The sequence below is a fragment of the Stenotrophomonas rhizophila genome (genome assembly GCF_003651185.1).
In the GTDB taxonomy this organism is placed as follows: Bacteria; Pseudomonadota; Gammaproteobacteria; order Xanthomonadales; family Xanthomonadaceae; genus Stenotrophomonas; species Stenotrophomonas maltophilia_Z.
This window is the reverse complement of sequence record NZ_RCDC01000004.1, coordinates 493,987-508,756: the sequence shown is the minus strand read 5'-3', so window position 1 is coordinate 508,756 and position 14,770 is coordinate 493,987. Positions and strand designations below refer to the sequence as shown.

Sequence of the window (14,770 nt, the reverse complement as noted above, 5' to 3'; positions counted from 1 at the left end):
AAGCTGGCGTCCGCGCAGGGCGTGGATCCGGCCGGCCGTCACCACGCGCGGGCGCGCACGTCCCAGCAGGCAGCAGTGAACGTCACTGAATCGGCGTCGACGAACGGCTCGAACGCACGCAGCACCGCGTCGATCACCTGCGTTCGGACGTCCGCAGCAAGGTCGTCATTGCGCAGCGCGCTCCCGACCGGTCCGAGCAGCGAGACGTAGGTCGCCAGATCCGAACGGTCGATGCGGCACACCACATCCAGCTGCAGCAGCTCGATATCCTCCCAGCCGCCGTCCCTCAGGATCTGCTCGACCCGGGCCTGGTCGGCAAACGCAAACTGACCCGGTGCCCCGGGCTGGCGAGGTGGCAAGCTCAGCCAGGGTGCCGCGGCGCGCTCGGCGGTGGTCATGAACGCGTTCTCGTCCGGACCGCGCCAGGCCAGCGCCTGCAGCACGCCGCCGCGTTTGGCGGCGCGCTGCAACTGACCGAAGGCCTGCACCGGGTCATCGAAGAACATCACGCCAAAGCGCGACACGATCCGGTCCAGACTCCCGGGTGCGAACGCATGCTGCTGCGCATCGGCGACGATGAAGTCCACTGCCAGCCCGGCGCGCTGCGCGCGTTCACGCGCCAAGGCGAGCATCGGGGCCGAGATGTCGACCCCGGTGACGTGTGCCTCCGGACCCAGCCGCCCGGCAATGGCCAGCGCCACCGCGCCGGTCCCGCAGCCCACATCCAGCACCTGGGCATCGGTACCCGGCGCGATGGCATCGAGCAGGTGAGTGGCCAGCGGTGCGAACATCTGATCGAGGATGCGCTGCGCCTCCACCCAGGCCTCACCGGCCGGGCCATTCCATAACGCGTGCTGCGAGGTGTCGGTCATTGCAGGGCTCGATCTGGCGTTGCCAGTGGAATAAGGAGGCTGCACTGTGCCACCTCAACCAACGTTGAGGTCAAGTGCCACCGCTCAGCCCCGCCACACATCCACGAGAAGTTTCACGTTCAACACGATGATCAACCCGCCGATCAGCCACGACAGCACGATCAGCCAGCGTGGCGCCACCAGCGCCCCCATCTTGGCCTTGTCCGAGACGAACCGCACCAGCGGCACCACCGCGAACGGCAGCTGCATCGAGAGCAGTACCTGGCTCAGCACCAGCAATCGCGCGGTGCCTTGCTCGCCATAGATCGCGGTGACCACCACCACCGGCACGATCGCGATGCCGCGGGTGATCAAGCGCCGTGCCCACGGGGCGATCCGCAGGCGCAGGAAACCCTCCATCACGATCTGGCCGGCCAGCGTCGCCGTCACGGTGGAGTTGATGCCCGAGGCGAGCAGGGCGACCGCGAACAGGGTCGAGGCCAGCCCGACGCCGAGCATCGGCGCCAGCAGCTCATACGCCTGCTCGATCTCCTGCACGTCGGTACGGCCCTGCGCATGGAACACGGCGGCGGCCAGGATCAGGATCGAGGCATTGATGAACAGCGCGAGCATCAACGCGATGGTGCTGTCCGTCACCGCCCATCGCAGCGCACTGCGGCGTCCGGCATCGGTGCGCGGATAAGCGCGGGTCTGCACGATGGAGGAGTGCAGGTACAGATTGTGCGGCATCACGGTGGCACCGATGATGCCGATCGCCAGGTACAGCGCCTTGGGGTCGGTCACCACCTGCGCGTGCGGAATGAACCCGGCGAGCACCGCCTGCAGCGGCGGCGCAGCGATGATCATCTGGATCGCAAAGCAACCGAAAATCACCAGCAGCAGCGCGATCACGAACGCCTCCAGGGCGCGGAAGCCGCGGTTCATCAGCAGCAGCACCAGCACCACGTCTACCGCCGTGATGATCGCGCCGGCCAGCAGCGGGATGCCGAACAGCAGCTTCAATGCGATCGCGGTGCCGATCACCTCGGCCAGGTCGCAGGCGATGATCGCGATCTCGCACAGCAGCCACAGCCCCAGGTTGACCGGACGCGAGTAATGATCGCGGCAGGCCTGCGCCAGATCACGCCCGGTCGCGATGCCCAGGCGTGCCGAGAGCCCCTGCAGCACGATGGCCATCAGGTTGGAGAGCAGGATCACCGAGAGCAGCAGATAGCCGAACTGCGCACCGCCCGCGATATCGGTGGCCCAGTTGCCGGGGTCCATGTAGCCGACCGAAATCATGTAGCCCGGGCCGAGGAAGGCCAGCAGGCGGAACCACCAATGTCCACCCGTAGGCACCGCGACGCTGGCGTTCATCTCGCCCAGGCTGGGCGTATGCCCGGCCGACGACGGCCAGGCGGGGGAGCTCTCGGGGCGGCGTTGACTGTCCACGGCCGCAATATAGCAGAGGCTATGTTAGTAAGGCTTTGCAATCTGAGGCATCCCAACGCCTTAACCCTGAACCGCGTATCGTCACCGCTCTTTTCAGCTGGAGTGGGTGCATGCGTTGGATCGTGTTGTTGGCCGCCTTGGCCATGCCCGTGGTGGCGTGGTTCTCACAGACCGGCATGTTCGGCCCGACCAACGGTGCAGTCTCCGACCAGTACCCCACGTTGCTGGTCGCTGCCGGGTACGCCTTCGCGATCTGGGGCCTGATCTTCCTGTGGGATGTGCTGTTCGGGTTCTGGCAGCTGCGCCTGCGCAAGCCGGACATCATCGGGGTCCGCCCCTGGGCCGCGGCCGGCTTCGCGCTGACCGCCGCCTGGATGCCGGTGTTCTCCAACCAGTGGTTCCTGCCGTCGCTGGCCATCATCTGGGCTGCCTTGCTCTGCCTGATCGTGGCCGCCTACCGCGCCTCGCCGATCACCGCCCCGGGCGGGCAGCGTGCCTGGGCGGCGTACCCGCTCGGGCTGCACGCCGGCTGGCTGTCGTTGGCGGCCTACCTCAATACCGCCCAGGTGATCGTCGCCTACGGCTGGCTGCCGACCGACAACATGCTCGGCTGGAGCCTGGTGCTGCTGGTCCTGGCCACGCTGCTGGTGCTGGTGGTCAACCAGCTGCTTCGCGGGCATTTCGCCTATCCAGCCGCCGTCATCTGGGCGCTGGCCGGCATGTACGTCAAACAGTCCGGCTGGGACCTGCCGGGCGCGGCCAACATCGCCACCCTGGCGCTGGTGCTGATCATCATCGTGGTGATCCAGACGGTCTGGCTGCGCGTACGCGCATACCGCCAGCCGCGCGCGATCGCCGCCGCCCACCGTCATCGCCGTTGATTCCTTCTGCAGGAGACACCCCCATGAACATCGTGATGAAGGAGCGCGGCTGATGCGCGCTGCCATCCATACCGCCTTTGGCGATCCGACCCAGGTCCTGCACGGCGGCGATGTGCCGCAGCCGACCCCCGCGGCCGGTGAGGTGCGGATCCGCACCGTGCTGGCGCCCATCCACAACCACGACCTGTGGACCGTGCGTGGCCAGTACGGCTACAAGCCCGAGCTGCCTGCGGTCGGCGGCAGCGAAGGCACCGGCGTGATCGAGGCGCTGGGCGAGGGCGTCGAGGGCCTGAAGATCGGCCAGCGGGTCAGCGCTGCCTCGGTGCATGGGACCTGGGCCGAGTCCTTCATCGCGCCGGCGCGCATGGTCATCCCCATGCCGGACAGCATCGATGACAACACCGCCGCGCAGCTCATCGCCATGCCGCTCAGTGCCCTGATGCTGCTGGAATTCCTGCAGGTGAAGGAGGGCCAGTGGATCCTCCAGAACGCGGCCAATGGCGCGGTCGGCAAGGCCTTGGCGATGCTGGCCAAGGCGCGTGGGGTGCACTGCATCAACCTGGTGCGGCGCGATGCCGGCGTGGCAGAAATGGCTGAGCTCGGCATCGACCACACCATCTCCACCGCGCAGTCGGACTGGATGGCCCAGGTGCAGGCCAAGGTCGGCAAGGCCTCGATCGCCGCCGCCGTGGATTCGGTTGGCGGACGCGCCAGCAGCGAGCTGATGACGCTGCTGGGCGATGGCGGCACGCTGGTCTCGTTCGGCTCCATGACCGGGGAGCCGATGCAGCTCAGTTCGGGCGATGTGATCTTCAAGCAGGCCACGGTGAAGGGCTTCTGGGGCAGCAGGGTCAGCCAGGCCATGGCGCCGGAGGACAAGCGTCGCCTCGTTGGCGAACTGCTGCAGCTGGCCGCGCGCGGTGGATTGAGCCTGCCGGTGGACGGCGTGTTCGGTCTGGACGAGGTGGCCGCTGCCGCCAAGGCCAGCCTGGAGCCGGGCCGCAACGGCAAGGTGCTGCTGCGTCCCTGATGTACACGGTCGGTTCTACCGGCCTGCGCGCAACGCCTCGATCACGACCTTCATCGCGCTCGAGGATTGCCGGCGGCTGGGATAGTAGGCGTAGTACCCGTCGAAGGGATCGCACCAGTCCTCCATGACACGCCGCAACGTACCGGCGGCGATGTCATCGCGCACCATGTCCTCGGGCAGATAGGCCAGGCCCGCACCAACGAGTGCGGCACGATGGATCGCGCTGCTGCCGTTGAAGGTCCACTGACCATCCACGCGCACGTTCACTTCCTCGCCGTCCTTCTCCAGATCCCACACCATCAGCCCGCCGTGGGTGGGCAGGCGCAGCCCGATGCAGTTGTGCGCGGCCAGGTCGGCCGGCAGCTGCGGCGCGGCATGCGTGGCGAAGTAGGCCGGGCTGGCCACGATCGCCATGCGCAGCGGCGGGCTGATCGGCACGGCAATCATGTCCTTGGCCACGCGGCCGCCCAGGCGGATGCCGATGTCGTAGCGCTGGGCGACGATATCGGCCAGGCCATAGTCGATGGTCAGTTCCACATGCAGGTCGGGGTAGGCGGGCAGCACGGCGGACAGCCGGGGCCACACGAGCGTGTTGGCGGCATGCTCGGCCGTGGTGATGCGGATCGTGCCAGCGGGCCGGTCACGGTACTCGCTGATCGCGGCGACCTCGGCCTCGATCTCCTGCATGCGCGGTGCGACAGTGTCATACAGACGTTCACCGGCCTCGGTCATGGAGACGCTGCGCGTGGTGCGGGTCAGCAGACGCACCCCGAGGCGCTCTTCCAGCCCGCGCACCGTGTGGCTGAGTGCGGATTGCGAGACACCCAACTGCGCCGCCGCACGGGTGAAGCTGCGCTCGCGCGCGACGGTGACGAACACCTGCAGATCGTTGAAGTTCTCGCGGGCCATGAGGCGGGGCCAAGAGCGCATGGCAGTCATGTGCGCCCATGATGAGGGCGGCGGACTGATGAACTCAAGCGGCTTTCTTTCGTGATTGATGAGCTGCGGTCATGGCTGCATGTCGATCGGGGCGGCTAGTGCCCGTGCGGGGGCAGGCCTACAGTGACCCTCCCGGCGGCGCGAACCGCCGCTCCCCACAGGAGATCGCTTCATGGACCTGTTCACCGCAGCACTGTCGCTTTCCATGGTGGCCACCGTACCCGCCGAGACCGCGCCCATCCGCATCACCAGTGCCGGTACCGCCCCTTCGGCGGCCGGCCCGGCGGACTACTTCACCGGTCGTGTGCGCATCGATGCACCGTTCCAGACCGATGCGCCTGCGCGCGTCGGCGGGGCCACGGTCACCTTCGAGCCCGGCGCACGCACCGCGTGGCATACCCATCCACTGGGTCAGACCCTGATCGTCACCGCAGGGGTGGGCAGCGTGCAGGAATGGGGCAAACCCGTGCGGGAGATCCGCCCGGGCGACATCGTCTGGATCCCGCCGGGCGTCAAGCATTGGCATGGCGCGAAAGCGGCCACCGCAATGACCCATATCGCGATCGCCGAAGCAGTCGATGGCTCACCGGTGACGTGGATGGAGCAGGTCAGCGACGCGCAGTACAGCGGCAACTGAACCACGCCCCGCGATGGGGACGGCTGTGTCACATCCACCTGCGTACCCTGACAGGCGGATTGAAACAGGAGAACCGTCTTGAGCACTGTCTTCATCGTTGGCGCGGCCGGCAAGGTCGGCCGTCATCTGGTCAAGCAGTTGGCCGACAAGCAGCATGACGTACGTGCGCTGCATCGCCGCGCCGAGCAGGCCGCTGAACTGAGCGACCTGGGCGCAACGCCGGTCACCGGTGATCTCACCGCCACCGACGTGGACACGCTGGCCGGCCAGATGCGCGGCAGTGACGTGGTGGTGTTCACGGCCGGTGCCGGTGGCGCAGGGGTGGACGTGACCAACGCCATCGATGGCCGCGGCCTTGAACTTGCCGTCGATGCCGCCCGGCAGGCGGGCGTGCGCCGCTTCCTGCTGGTCTCGGCATTCCCGGAAGCGGGCCGCAACAAGGGCATGGGTGAGGGCTTCGAGAATTACATGACGGTCAAGAAGCGCGCCGATGTGTATCTGGCCGCGACCGATCTGGACTGGGTGATCCTGCGCCCGGGCACCTTGAAAGATGCAGCAGGCACGGGCCGCGTCACGGCCGGCCCGGCGATCGCCTATGGCGATATCCCGCGCGCGGATGTGGCTGCCGCGTTGGTGGCGCTGGTGGAACATCCGAAGCTGCGGCACACGATCATCGAGTTGACCGACGGCGATCAGCCGGTCGATGAGGCGATCGCGCAGCTTGGCCGAGGGTAAGCGGTAAGCGGGAGGTGGGAGGTGGGAGTCCGGGTGGGCGGCAATGGTAAAATCACCTTTCCACCCGCAACACAGACGAGCACGCCATGACCAATGCCCCCTTCTATCCCATCGGCACCCCCGGCCAGCCCTGGGGCGCAGCGGAGAAGGCGCAGTGGCGTGCCCGCCAGGTGCCGCAACGGCGTTATGCCGATGATGTCCTGCCAGCGGTCGACGCGCTGCGCGATGGGTTCGATGTGAGCCAGTACGGCACGCTGGATTACGCGCCGGACCAGTACCCGCTGTTCGCGGTGCGCAGCCGCGACTGGAATCCGGCGTTGCCGACGATGCTGGTCACCGGTGGCATCCACGGTTACGAAACCAGTGGCGTGCAGGGCGCACTGCAGTTCCTGCAGACCCGCGCAGCGGAGTATGCAGGCCGCGCCAATCTGCTGGTGGTGCCCTGCGTCAGCCCTTGGGGTTACGAACGCATCCAGCGCTGGAACGCCGATGCGATCGATCCGAACCGCTCGTTCATGGCCAACAGCCCGGCGGCCGAGTCCGCGGCGCTGATGGCCCTCGTCGCGCCGCTGCGCGGCAGCATCGCGATGCATATCGACCTGCACGAAACCACCGACACGGATGAGACCGAATTCCGCCCGGCCCTGGCCGCACGCGACGGCAAGGCGTTCGAACCGGGGCTGATTCCCGATGGTTTCTATCTGGTCGATGACAGCGAGAACCCGCAGCCTGCGTTCCAGACCGCAGTGAACGCAGCGGTCGAGCAGGTCACCCACATCGCCCCGGCGGATGAGAAGGGCGAGATCATCGGTTCCCCGGTGGTCGCCCCCGGGGTGATCGAGTACCCGCTGGAAAAGCTGGGCCTGTGCGCCAGCGTCAGCGGCGCCAGATACACGACCACCACCGAGGTGTATCCGGACAGCACCCGCGCTACCCCACAGCAGTGCAATGACGCCCAGGTAGCGGCGATCTGCGCGGCGATCGATTACGCGTTGGCTGCCCCCAGAAACTGATCCAGCAACCACAGCGCCGCTGGCCCCAGCGGCGCGCCTTTGCGCCATACCGCATCGGTGGAGACCAGCCGCGGCCAGCCGGGCAGGGGCAGCTCCACCAGCAGGCCCCTGCCGTACCGCGCCACCAGGGCGCGCGGCAGTTCGGCCCAGCCGAAGCCGTCTTCGGCCATCTCCAGCACCATCAGATAGTCCGAGGCCGACCACGTTCGCCCGCGTGCATGGCCCTCGCGCGCCGCGTCGCCGCTCAGGCAGATCTGACGGTGGCTGGCCAGGTGGGATTCGTCCGGCGCGTGCAGCGTGGCAAGCGGGTGACCGGTCGCAACGAACACCGCCATCTCCGCGCGCAGGGGCAGGGCGCGCACCGCCAGTTCGGACGGGTAGGCCGGCTGATGCGGCATCAGCCCGAGATGGGCACGCCCGCGCTGCACGACATCGAGCACATCGCTGCCTTCGGCATCCAGCCATTCCAGCTCGATATCCGGGAAGCGCTGCTCGAACCGGCGCAGCAGGTGCTGGTCCGGGTTGAGCTGGTAGATATCCGAAAACACCAGGCTCAGGCGAGGCTCGACCTCGTCGGCAAGGCGGATGCTCAGCTGTTCGAGGCGGTCGGCGGCAGCGAGGATTTCCTGTGCATGGCCGAGCACTTTACGGCCGTCTTCGGTCAGCACCGGATAGCGGCCGCTGCGGTCGAACAGGGTCAGGCCCAGGTCGGCTTCCAGCGTCGCGATCGCGGTGCTGATGGTCGACTGGGTCTTTTTCAGGCGGCGTGCGGCGGCCGAGAAAGAGCCGAGGGCGGCCGCTTCGACAAAAGCGTGGAGGGATTCGGGGCCGTAGCGCATGGATGTATCGCCTTTATCGATGGATTCCATCTTTGGCCTGATGGAAATGCCGATGATACTGGCCGCGTCGCTTGGGTGTCATGCCCCGGCCGCAATCAAGGAGTTTTCCATGCACACACAGGTGCATCCACAACCGCGTGCCCGTGGCGGTCTGATCGCCTGGGCCTGCCTGACCGTGGCGATCGTCGCTGAAGTGGTCGGCACCTCATTCATGGCCGATGCCGCCCGTCATGGCGGCTATCTGGGCTATGTCGTGATGGCCGTCGCCCTGGCCATTTCGTATTACTTCCTGGCGCTGTCCGTGCGTGGCATTGCGGTCGGCGTGGCCTACGCCGTGTGGGAAGGCCTGGGCCTGACGCTGCTGACGGTGGTCGGCATTGTCGTGTTCAAGGACAGTCTGTCCGTGCAGCAGATGATCGGACTGGTGATGGCGGCGGTCGGCATCGTCTGCGTCACCCTCGGCGAGGCGCACACGCCATGAACCTCCCTGCCTTCCTTTTCGTGCTGTGCTCGGCACTGATCGATATCGCGGCCAACATGATGGTGGCCAAGTCCGATGGCTTCCGTAAGCCCGCCTGGGGTTTGGCCGCGATCGTGCTGGTCTGGATCGCCTTCGCGCTGCTCGGCCAGGCGGTCAAAACCATGGACCTGGCCACGGCCTATGCGATGTGGGGTGCCATCGGCGTGATCGGCACGGCCCTCTGCGGGCGCGCGCTGTTCGGCAACCGCCTGCGCCCGATCGGCTGGGTGGGGATCGCGCTGGTCACCGGTGCGGTGGTAGTGCTGTCCAGCCATTGATTCCGATCAACGGAACAGCTGGTTCAGCACTGCCCCGGAGGCCGCATCGGCGAACCCGTCGAAGCGGCCTTCGTCCATCAGCAGCTGCGAGGCCCGCATCATCCCGCCCCAGGCGGTGCGCGCCATCGCACCTCCGACACTGACCCGGCGCACGCCCATACCGGCGATGTCCTGCAGGGTGAACGGCGATGCGCTCCCGACCAGCAGGTTGACCGGCCGCGGCGCCACCGCGGCCACCACCGCTTCGATCTGCTCGCGGGTGGTGATGCCCGGCGCATACAGGCAATCCGCACCGGCTTCTGCATAGGCACGCAGACGGGTGATCGCATCGTCCAGGTCGGGGCGGCCGACGAAGAAGTTCTCGGCGCGGCCGATCAGCAGCACGTCCTGGCCAGACGCGTCGATCGCACGGCGCGCGGCACGGACCCGTGCTACCGCATCGTCCAGCGGGCGCAGCGGATGCGCAGGGTCCAGGCTGGCGTCTTCAATGGAGATGCCGGCCACACCGGTGGCGATGGCGCGGGTGACGTTGCCGCCCACCGCGTCCAGCGTGCCGAAGCCATCGCCGAAATCGGCGTTCAACGGCAGCGGGGTCGCAGCGGCGAGGGAATGGAGATGGGCGAGTGTTTCATCCAGCGTCAGCGTGCCATCGGCCTGGGCCTGGCTCCACGCATAGCCGGAACTGGTCGACGCCAGCGCCTGGAAGCCGAGACTGTGCAGGTAACGTGCGCTGCCCGCATCCCACGGATTGGGCAGCACGAAGCAGCCCGTGTCATGTAGTGCACGGAAGGCCGCGCGGCGCGGGCGGGGATCGAAGGACAGGGCCGTCATGGTACGCATCCGTTAAGCAGTCACCCGATGGTAACGCCAGCGGCCGCCGCGCCCTTGTTGCGCTGCGCGACCACGTGGGCCGCGCAGTGTGCAGGCACCTCAGAACGCGATCGTGCCCTGCAGGTACAGCGTGCGCGGCTGGCCGACGAACTTGCCGCCGTTGTTGTCGGTGGAGCGCGTGTAGTAACGGCGGTCGGACAGGTTCTTGACCCCGATCGCCAGCTTCAGATCGTGCAGCTCCGGCCCGAAGTCGTAGCCGGCGCGCACGGCCACGGTGGCGTAGCCGGGGATGTCGCCGAGGCGGCCGGTCGGGTCTTCCTCGGTCACATAGGTGGCGCCCGGGTTCGGGGTGCCCGGCGAGCGCTGGCCGGACTGGGCGAACACATCGGCGTTGAAGGTCCAGCGGTCGATCGCATAGCGCGCGCCGAACGAGCCCACATTGCGTGAGTACAGCGGCAGGTCCTTGCCGGCAAACGCGCCGGCACGGGCGGTGGCCTCGGTCCAGGTGTAGGTCATCGAGAGCTGGAGGCCGGCCAGTGCGTCGTTGAACTGGCCCATCTCGTAGCGCAGCGCCGATTCCGCGCCGCGGTGACGGGTCGCGCCCAGGTCGGTCCACATGCCTTCGCCGACGATCGAGCGGGCCAGCTGCAGTTCCTTGTCGAAGTCGACGTTGAACAGGGTGAACTCACCGCTCAGGCCGTTGCCGGTGTAGTGCGTGCCCAGCTCATACGTGGTCGCCGACTCCGGGTGCAGGCCTTCGGTGGTCGAGGCCAGCTGGCTGTACTGCTGCGGGCCGAATGACTTGCCGCCATTGGCGAACAGCGACCAGTGATCGGTCAGGCGGTACAGCACCGACAGCATCGGCAGGGTCTCGCGCGAGTCGATGCTTGGGGTCAGCACGCTGGTGACCGCGCCACTGGTGGCCAGGTTGGTGACGGTGTTGAAGGTGCGGATGTCTTCCACGCGCACGCCCGGGGTGATGGTCCAGTTGCCGATGTCGATGCGGTCATCGATGTAGAACGCGTTGGCGGTCGTGCCGCCGCGGCTGGTCTGGTAGGGCAGCAGCGGCAGATCGACGCCGGCCGCCGCAGCGTTCGGGCGGTAGTAGCTGGTCCGCGAGGCCACCTCGCTGCTGGCTTCCTTCAGGTAGCGGTAGCCCACGCTCACTTCCTGCACCACGGTGCCGGTGGTGAACAGGCGCGAATAGCGCGGCTCCACGCCCAGATAGTGGTAGCTGCGCGGGGCAGCGGTGAGCCGGCGCTGGCCGTTGCTGGCACCGCTACCGTCCTGCTCGATGTAGCTGCCGCGGAAGGAATCCACGTAGTAGCCCAGCACCTCGAGGTTGTTGCTGCCATCGCTGTAGCTGTACTTCAGCGAGCCATCGCTGCGGCGCCCGTTGAACACGTCATAGGGCCGGGTGGACTGGAACGGATCGGCCGCGTACTCGGCGGTGGTCAGGCCTCCGGGCATGCGCCCGCTGCCTTCGAAGTGATGCAACGACATCGCCAGGTCGCCCGCGTTGCCCAGCGCATAGGACGCCTTGAGCAGGACATCGTCGATGTCGGTCTTGTCGTTGCTGCTGCGCCAGCCGTCGCCATGGGTGCCGGAGTACAGCAGCGCCGCGCCGAGGCCACCGTCGGTGGTTCCGCCCAGGAACAGGCTGGGGACGGTCTTCAGGTTGCCACCCTGGCCGTACATCTCCGACGCGAAGCCCAGCGAGCCGGCGAAGTCCTTCGGAATCGCGCGCGTCACGAAGTTGATGATGCCGCCCACGTTCTGTGGCCCGTAGCGGACCGAGCCGGCGCCGCGCACCACGTCCACCGATTCCAGATTGCCCAGCGCGATCGGGGCCAGCGACAGCTGCGGCTGGCCATAGGGCGCGTAGGACATCGGCACGCCGTCCATCAGCACGTAGGAGCGCGGCGACAGGCGCGAGGTCAGGCCACGCACGCCCACATTGAGCGACACATCGCTGCCGCCGGTGCCGTTGCTTTCCTGCACCTGCACGCCCGGGATCTGGCGCAGCACGTCACGCACGCTGGTCGAGCCACTCTCGGCGATGCGCTGCGCTTCGACGATGCTGCGCGCACCCGGGTGGTCGAGCAGCTTGGCTTCGGTGGGGTTGTCCAGCCAGTTGCCGGTGACCTTGACCGTGTCCAGGTCCGTGGCGCTGGGCGGGGTGACCTGGGCTGCTGCCAAGTGCGGCGCGCTGGCCAGCGCCAAACCGACGGCGGCCGCGATCGCGGCGAGAGAGGGGCGTGCGGGAAGGGGGTGCATGCGTACGGCGGTCCGGAGCGGGCAGGGGCAGGTCGCGCGTGCGCGCCTGGGAAAAAGCCGGCGGATCGTACAGCAAATGGGAATCATGTGCGTTATCGCGGCCGGGGCATTGCCCGGGCCCGCGCCACATGCAACGCTGGCGCAGCGCCCGCAGCCCGGGCCAAGGAGGCAGGCATGCTCGAGGTGATCGATCTGCTGTTGGCGCCGCTGTTCAGGGTCAGCCCCATCCGTTATCTGCGTGACCCGGCCTACCGCCAGCGCCTGCGCCGCGAACAGGGCAAGGCCGCGCGCTGGCGCATGATCTTCCTGACGGTGCTGGTACTGAGCGCGATCATGCTGCTGGCGCTGGTGATCCTCGCGCGTTACGGGCGCTAGCGTCTGAGCGGCGTGGGCAGCCTCAGGCGCGCACCCACCGCGCGCACAGCCCCACCAACACCAGGGTCACCGCCACCGCGCTGAACGCGAACACCAGGCTGCTGGCCTGCGCAACGAAACCGATCAGTGCCGGGCCGGCCAACACACCGGCATAGCCGAGTGTGGTGATCGCCGGGATGGCCAGGCTCTCTGGCATGACCTTCTGGTTGCCGGCCATCGAGAACAGCGCCGGAACGATGTTGGCGCAGCCCAGGCCGACCAGCGCATAGCCGCACAGTGCCAGTGGCATCCAGGTGGCGAACGTTGCCAGGGCGAAGCCGGATGCCGCCACCAGGCTGCCGATCAGGATCGAACGATGGCGGCCGAGCTTGGCCACCACGCCATCGCCGACCAGCCGGGTGATCGTCATCGCGATGGCAAAGGCCAGATAACCGAGGCCGGCGCGGGAGGGATCTACGTGCTGCACTTCATGCAGGAACACCGCGCTCCAGTCCAGCACCGAGCCTTCGGCCAGGAACGCCACGAAACACAGCACGCCGATCGCCAGCACCACGCCGTGCGGCACCGCGAACATCGGCGCATCGCTGGGTGCCTTGTCGGTCCGCCAGTACGGCAGCGAGATGGCCAGCAGCCCGGCCATCACCGCCGAGGCCAGCAGGCACACCAGCCACGGCGGCAGGTGAAGCGCCAGCAGGGCGGTCATCGCACCGGCGCCGACCGCACCGCCGATGCTGTAGAAGGCATGGAAGCCGGACATCATCGGCCGGCCGCTGTCGCGCTCCACCATGATCGCCTGCATGTTCATCACGCAGTCGCAGGCGCCGACGCCGGCACCGAACACGAACAGCACCAGGCCCAGGGTCACTGGCGAGGGCGCGATGGCCAGCAGGGGCAGGGTGGCGATCACCATCACCAGCGTGGCGATCATGACGGCGCGGCAGCCGTGGCGTGCGGCGAGCATGCCCGCGATCGGCATCGCCAGCAGCGAACCGGCGCCCAGGCACAGCAGCACCAGGCCGAGTGAGCCTTCATCCAGACCGGTGCGGTTCTTGGCGAACGGGACCAGCGGCGCCCAGGCGGCGGTGGCGAAGCCGGGCAGGAAGAAGGCGGCGCGGGTGGCGTGCTGCTGGCCGCGGGCGAGGAGGGACGAGGGCGCGGAAAGTGTCGACATGGGTCCGGACCTCAGTGCTGCGCGGCGCGCTGGAGAGCAACGCCACGACGCTCGAACGCGGCGACCTGTGCAGGCGGCGCGTCGGCCTCGACGACCAGCAGATCGATCTGGTCCACATCACCGATCCGGTGCGAGGCCTGCGCACCCAGCTTGTCGTTCGTGGCCACCACCACGCAGCGGCTGCTCGCGGCGAGCAGGGCGCGCTTGAGCGTTGCTTCCTCGCCATCCACCGCCCAGATGCCAGCGTCGGCATCCACCGCGCAGGTGCCGACAAAGCACACGTCCACGCGCAGCGCGGCGACCGCTTCCAGCGCCTGCGCGCCCACCGTCGCGCCGATGCGCGGGTCCATGCGGCCGCCGACCAGGCTGACCTCGATGCCCGGACGCGCCATCAAGGCCAGCGCGATATCCGGGGCGTTGGTCACCACGCGCACGCCCTGATCCGCGGGCAGGCAACTGGCAATCACGCTGTTGGTCGAACCGGCGTCGAGAAACACCAGCTCACCGGGCAGCACCTGCGCGGCGGCGATCCGGGCCAACGCGAGCTTGCGGTCATGGTTCTTTTCGTGGCGCTCGGCCAGCGCCGGAAACGCCGGGGCCGCCGGCAGTGCGCCGCCATGCACCTTGCGGCACAGACCCTGCGCGGCCAGCTCACGCAGGTCACGGCGGATCGAATCCTCCGAGACCTGCAGTTCGACGGCCAGCTGGGCCGACATCACGCGGCCGTGTTCGCGCAGCAGGCGAAGGATGGTCTGTTGGCGCTCGCCCGGCAGGGCGTCCTGGGTAGTCATGGGTAACCTCGGGTCAGGGCGGAGGCGCGGCGGCGGCTTGCCTGAACATGCACGAAAGTGCACGTATGCGCCTGTATCTGGAGCGAACCTTAGCATGAAACGACGATTCGCGTGCGAATGTGTGCACGAATGTGCGCGAATGCGCGGGTT

Annotated in this window: 16 protein-coding genes; 8 read left to right on the top strand and 8 right to left on the bottom strand. The window is 67.9% G+C overall.

What is annotated here, in order from left to right:
- Positions 1-38: 38 nt before the first annotated feature.
- Complete coding sequence (locus tag BCL79_RS02140; RefSeq protein ID WP_121036959.1) at positions 39-872, bottom strand: class I SAM-dependent methyltransferase; 834 nt, start codon at positions 870-872, stop codon at positions 39-41.
- Positions 873-956: 84 nt separating this feature from the next.
- On the bottom strand, positions 957-2,303 hold the full coding sequence (locus BCL79_RS02135) for an Nramp family divalent metal transporter (protein WP_121036958.1): 1,347 nt from the start codon (positions 2,301-2,303) through the stop codon (positions 957-959).
- Positions 2,304-2,413: 110 nt separating this feature from the next.
- Here BCL79_RS02135 and BCL79_RS02130 point away from each other — a divergent pair, with 110 nt between their 5' ends.
- Positions 2,414-3,184: a hypothetical protein gene (locus BCL79_RS02130; protein ID WP_121036957.1), complete on the top strand. Its 771-nt coding sequence runs from the start codon at positions 2,414-2,416 to the stop codon at positions 3,182-3,184.
- 52 nt (positions 3,185-3,236) lie between these two features.
- Complete coding sequence (locus BCL79_RS02125; protein WP_121036956.1) at positions 3,237-4,214, top strand: zinc-binding dehydrogenase; 978 nt, start codon at positions 3,237-3,239, stop codon at positions 4,212-4,214.
- A gap of 15 nt (positions 4,215-4,229) precedes the next feature.
- Here BCL79_RS02125 and BCL79_RS02120 read toward each other — a convergent pair whose 3' ends face one another.
- Entirely contained in the window at positions 4,230-5,123 is an 894-nt protein-coding gene (locus BCL79_RS02120) for a LysR family transcriptional regulator (RefSeq protein ID WP_121036955.1), read from the bottom strand.
- 202 nt (positions 5,124-5,325) lie between these two features.
- On the opposite strand from BCL79_RS02120, the gene BCL79_RS02115 reads away from it, so the two are divergent.
- The 3 genes from BCL79_RS02115 (at position 5,326) to BCL79_RS02105 (ending at position 7,538) form a co-directional block, all read left to right on the top strand.
- Positions 5,326-5,790: a (R)-mandelonitrile lyase gene (locus BCL79_RS02115; protein ID WP_121036954.1), complete on the top strand. Its 465-nt coding sequence runs from the start codon at positions 5,326-5,328 to the stop codon at positions 5,788-5,790.
- Between the two features lie 78 nt (positions 5,791-5,868).
- A complete protein-coding gene (locus BCL79_RS02110) occupies positions 5,869-6,525 on the top strand; it encodes an SDR family oxidoreductase (protein WP_121036953.1) in 657 nt (218 codons plus the stop codon).
- 86 nt (positions 6,526-6,611) lie between these two features.
- The gene (locus tag BCL79_RS02105) at positions 6,612-7,538 is read left to right on the top strand and encodes a M14 family metallopeptidase (protein WP_121036952.1); all 927 of its coding nucleotides are present in this window, start codon (positions 6,612-6,614) and stop codon (positions 7,536-7,538) included.
- On the opposite strand, the gene BCL79_RS02100 is transcribed toward BCL79_RS02105, so the two are convergent.
- Positions 7,511-8,377 (bottom strand): LysR family transcriptional regulator, encoded by an 867-nt coding sequence (locus BCL79_RS02100; protein WP_121036951.1) that lies wholly within the window; start codon positions 8,375-8,377, stop codon positions 7,511-7,513. The two genes, BCL79_RS02105 and BCL79_RS02100, sit on opposite strands and share 28 nt — an antisense overlap.
- A gap of 109 nt (positions 8,378-8,486) precedes the next feature.
- Here BCL79_RS02100 and BCL79_RS02095 point away from each other — a divergent pair, with 109 nt between their 5' ends.
- The gene (locus BCL79_RS02095) at positions 8,487-8,858 is read left to right on the top strand and encodes a DMT family transporter (protein ID WP_121041074.1); all 372 of its coding nucleotides are present in this window, start codon (positions 8,487-8,489) and stop codon (positions 8,856-8,858) included.
- The gene (locus BCL79_RS02090) at positions 8,855-9,175 is read left to right on the top strand and encodes a DMT family transporter (RefSeq protein ID WP_121036950.1); all 321 of its coding nucleotides are present in this window, start codon (positions 8,855-8,857) and stop codon (positions 9,173-9,175) included. The genes BCL79_RS02095 and BCL79_RS02090 overlap by 4 nt, the downstream gene beginning before the upstream one ends.
- Before the next feature lie 6 nt (positions 9,176-9,181).
- On the opposite strand, the gene BCL79_RS02085 is transcribed toward BCL79_RS02090, so the two are convergent.
- Both BCL79_RS02085 and BCL79_RS02080 read right to left on the bottom strand, forming a co-directional pair.
- Positions 9,182-10,006, bottom strand: a complete 825-nt coding sequence (locus tag BCL79_RS02085) for an isocitrate lyase/PEP mutase family protein (protein WP_121036949.1) — start codon at positions 10,004-10,006, stop codon at positions 9,182-9,184.
- Positions 10,007-10,105: 99 nt separating this feature from the next.
- A complete protein-coding gene (locus BCL79_RS02080) occupies positions 10,106-12,283 on the bottom strand; it encodes a TonB-dependent receptor family protein (RefSeq protein ID WP_121036948.1) in 2,178 nt (725 codons plus the stop codon).
- Positions 12,284-12,457: 174 nt separating this feature from the next.
- Here BCL79_RS02080 and BCL79_RS02075 point away from each other — a divergent pair, with 174 nt between their 5' ends.
- Positions 12,458-12,658: a hypothetical protein gene (locus BCL79_RS02075; protein ID WP_121036947.1), complete on the top strand. Its 201-nt coding sequence runs from the start codon at positions 12,458-12,460 to the stop codon at positions 12,656-12,658.
- Positions 12,659-12,680: 22 nt separating this feature from the next.
- Here BCL79_RS02075 and BCL79_RS02070 read toward each other — a convergent pair whose 3' ends face one another.
- Positions 12,681-13,829, bottom strand: coding sequence for an MFS transporter (locus tag BCL79_RS02070; RefSeq protein ID WP_121036946.1), 1,149 nt, complete (start codon positions 13,827-13,829; stop codon positions 12,681-12,683).
- Positions 13,830-13,840: 11 nt separating this feature from the next.
- Positions 13,841-14,620, bottom strand: coding sequence for a DeoR/GlpR family DNA-binding transcription regulator (locus BCL79_RS02065; protein ID WP_121036945.1), 780 nt, complete (start codon positions 14,618-14,620; stop codon positions 13,841-13,843).
- Between the last annotated feature and the right edge of the window lie 150 nt (positions 14,621-14,770).

Coding starts and splice junctions, on each gene's coding strand:
- BCL79_RS02095 (WP_121041074.1), top strand. CDS start 8,487: ATGCACACACAGGTGCATCCACAACCGCGTGCCCGTGGCGGTCTGATC.
- BCL79_RS02105 (WP_121036952.1), top strand. CDS start 6,612: ATGACCAATGCCCCCTTCTATCCCATCGGCACCCCCGGCCAGCCCTGG.
- BCL79_RS02070 (WP_121036946.1), bottom strand. CDS start 13,829: ATGTCGACACTTTCCGCGCCCTCGTCCCTCCTCGCCCGCGGCCAGCAG.
- BCL79_RS02100 (WP_121036951.1), bottom strand. CDS start 8,377: ATGCGCTACGGCCCCGAATCCCTCCACGCTTTTGTCGAAGCGGCCGCC.
- BCL79_RS02065 (WP_121036945.1), bottom strand. CDS start 14,620: ATGACTACCCAGGACGCCCTGCCGGGCGAGCGCCAACAGACCATCCTT.
- BCL79_RS02120 (WP_121036955.1), bottom strand. CDS start 5,123: ATGGCCCGCGAGAACTTCAACGATCTGCAGGTGTTCGTCACCGTCGCG.
- BCL79_RS02115 (WP_121036954.1), top strand. CDS start 5,326: ATGGACCTGTTCACCGCAGCACTGTCGCTTTCCATGGTGGCCACCGTA.
- BCL79_RS02090 (WP_121036950.1), top strand. CDS start 8,855: ATGAACCTCCCTGCCTTCCTTTTCGTGCTGTGCTCGGCACTGATCGAT.
- BCL79_RS02085 (WP_121036949.1), bottom strand. CDS start 10,006: ATGACGGCCCTGTCCTTCGATCCCCGCCCGCGCCGCGCGGCCTTCCGT.
- BCL79_RS02075 (WP_121036947.1), top strand. CDS start 12,458: ATGCTCGAGGTGATCGATCTGCTGTTGGCGCCGCTGTTCAGGGTCAGC.
- BCL79_RS02080 (WP_121036948.1), bottom strand. CDS start 12,283: ATGCACCCCCTTCCCGCACGCCCCTCTCTCGCCGCGATCGCGGCCGCC.
- BCL79_RS02130 (WP_121036957.1), top strand. CDS start 2,414: ATGCGTTGGATCGTGTTGTTGGCCGCCTTGGCCATGCCCGTGGTGGCG.
- BCL79_RS02140 (WP_121036959.1), bottom strand. CDS start 872: ATGACCGACACCTCGCAGCACGCGTTATGGAATGGCCCGGCCGGTGAG.
- BCL79_RS02125 (WP_121036956.1), top strand. CDS start 3,237: ATGCGCGCTGCCATCCATACCGCCTTTGGCGATCCGACCCAGGTCCTG.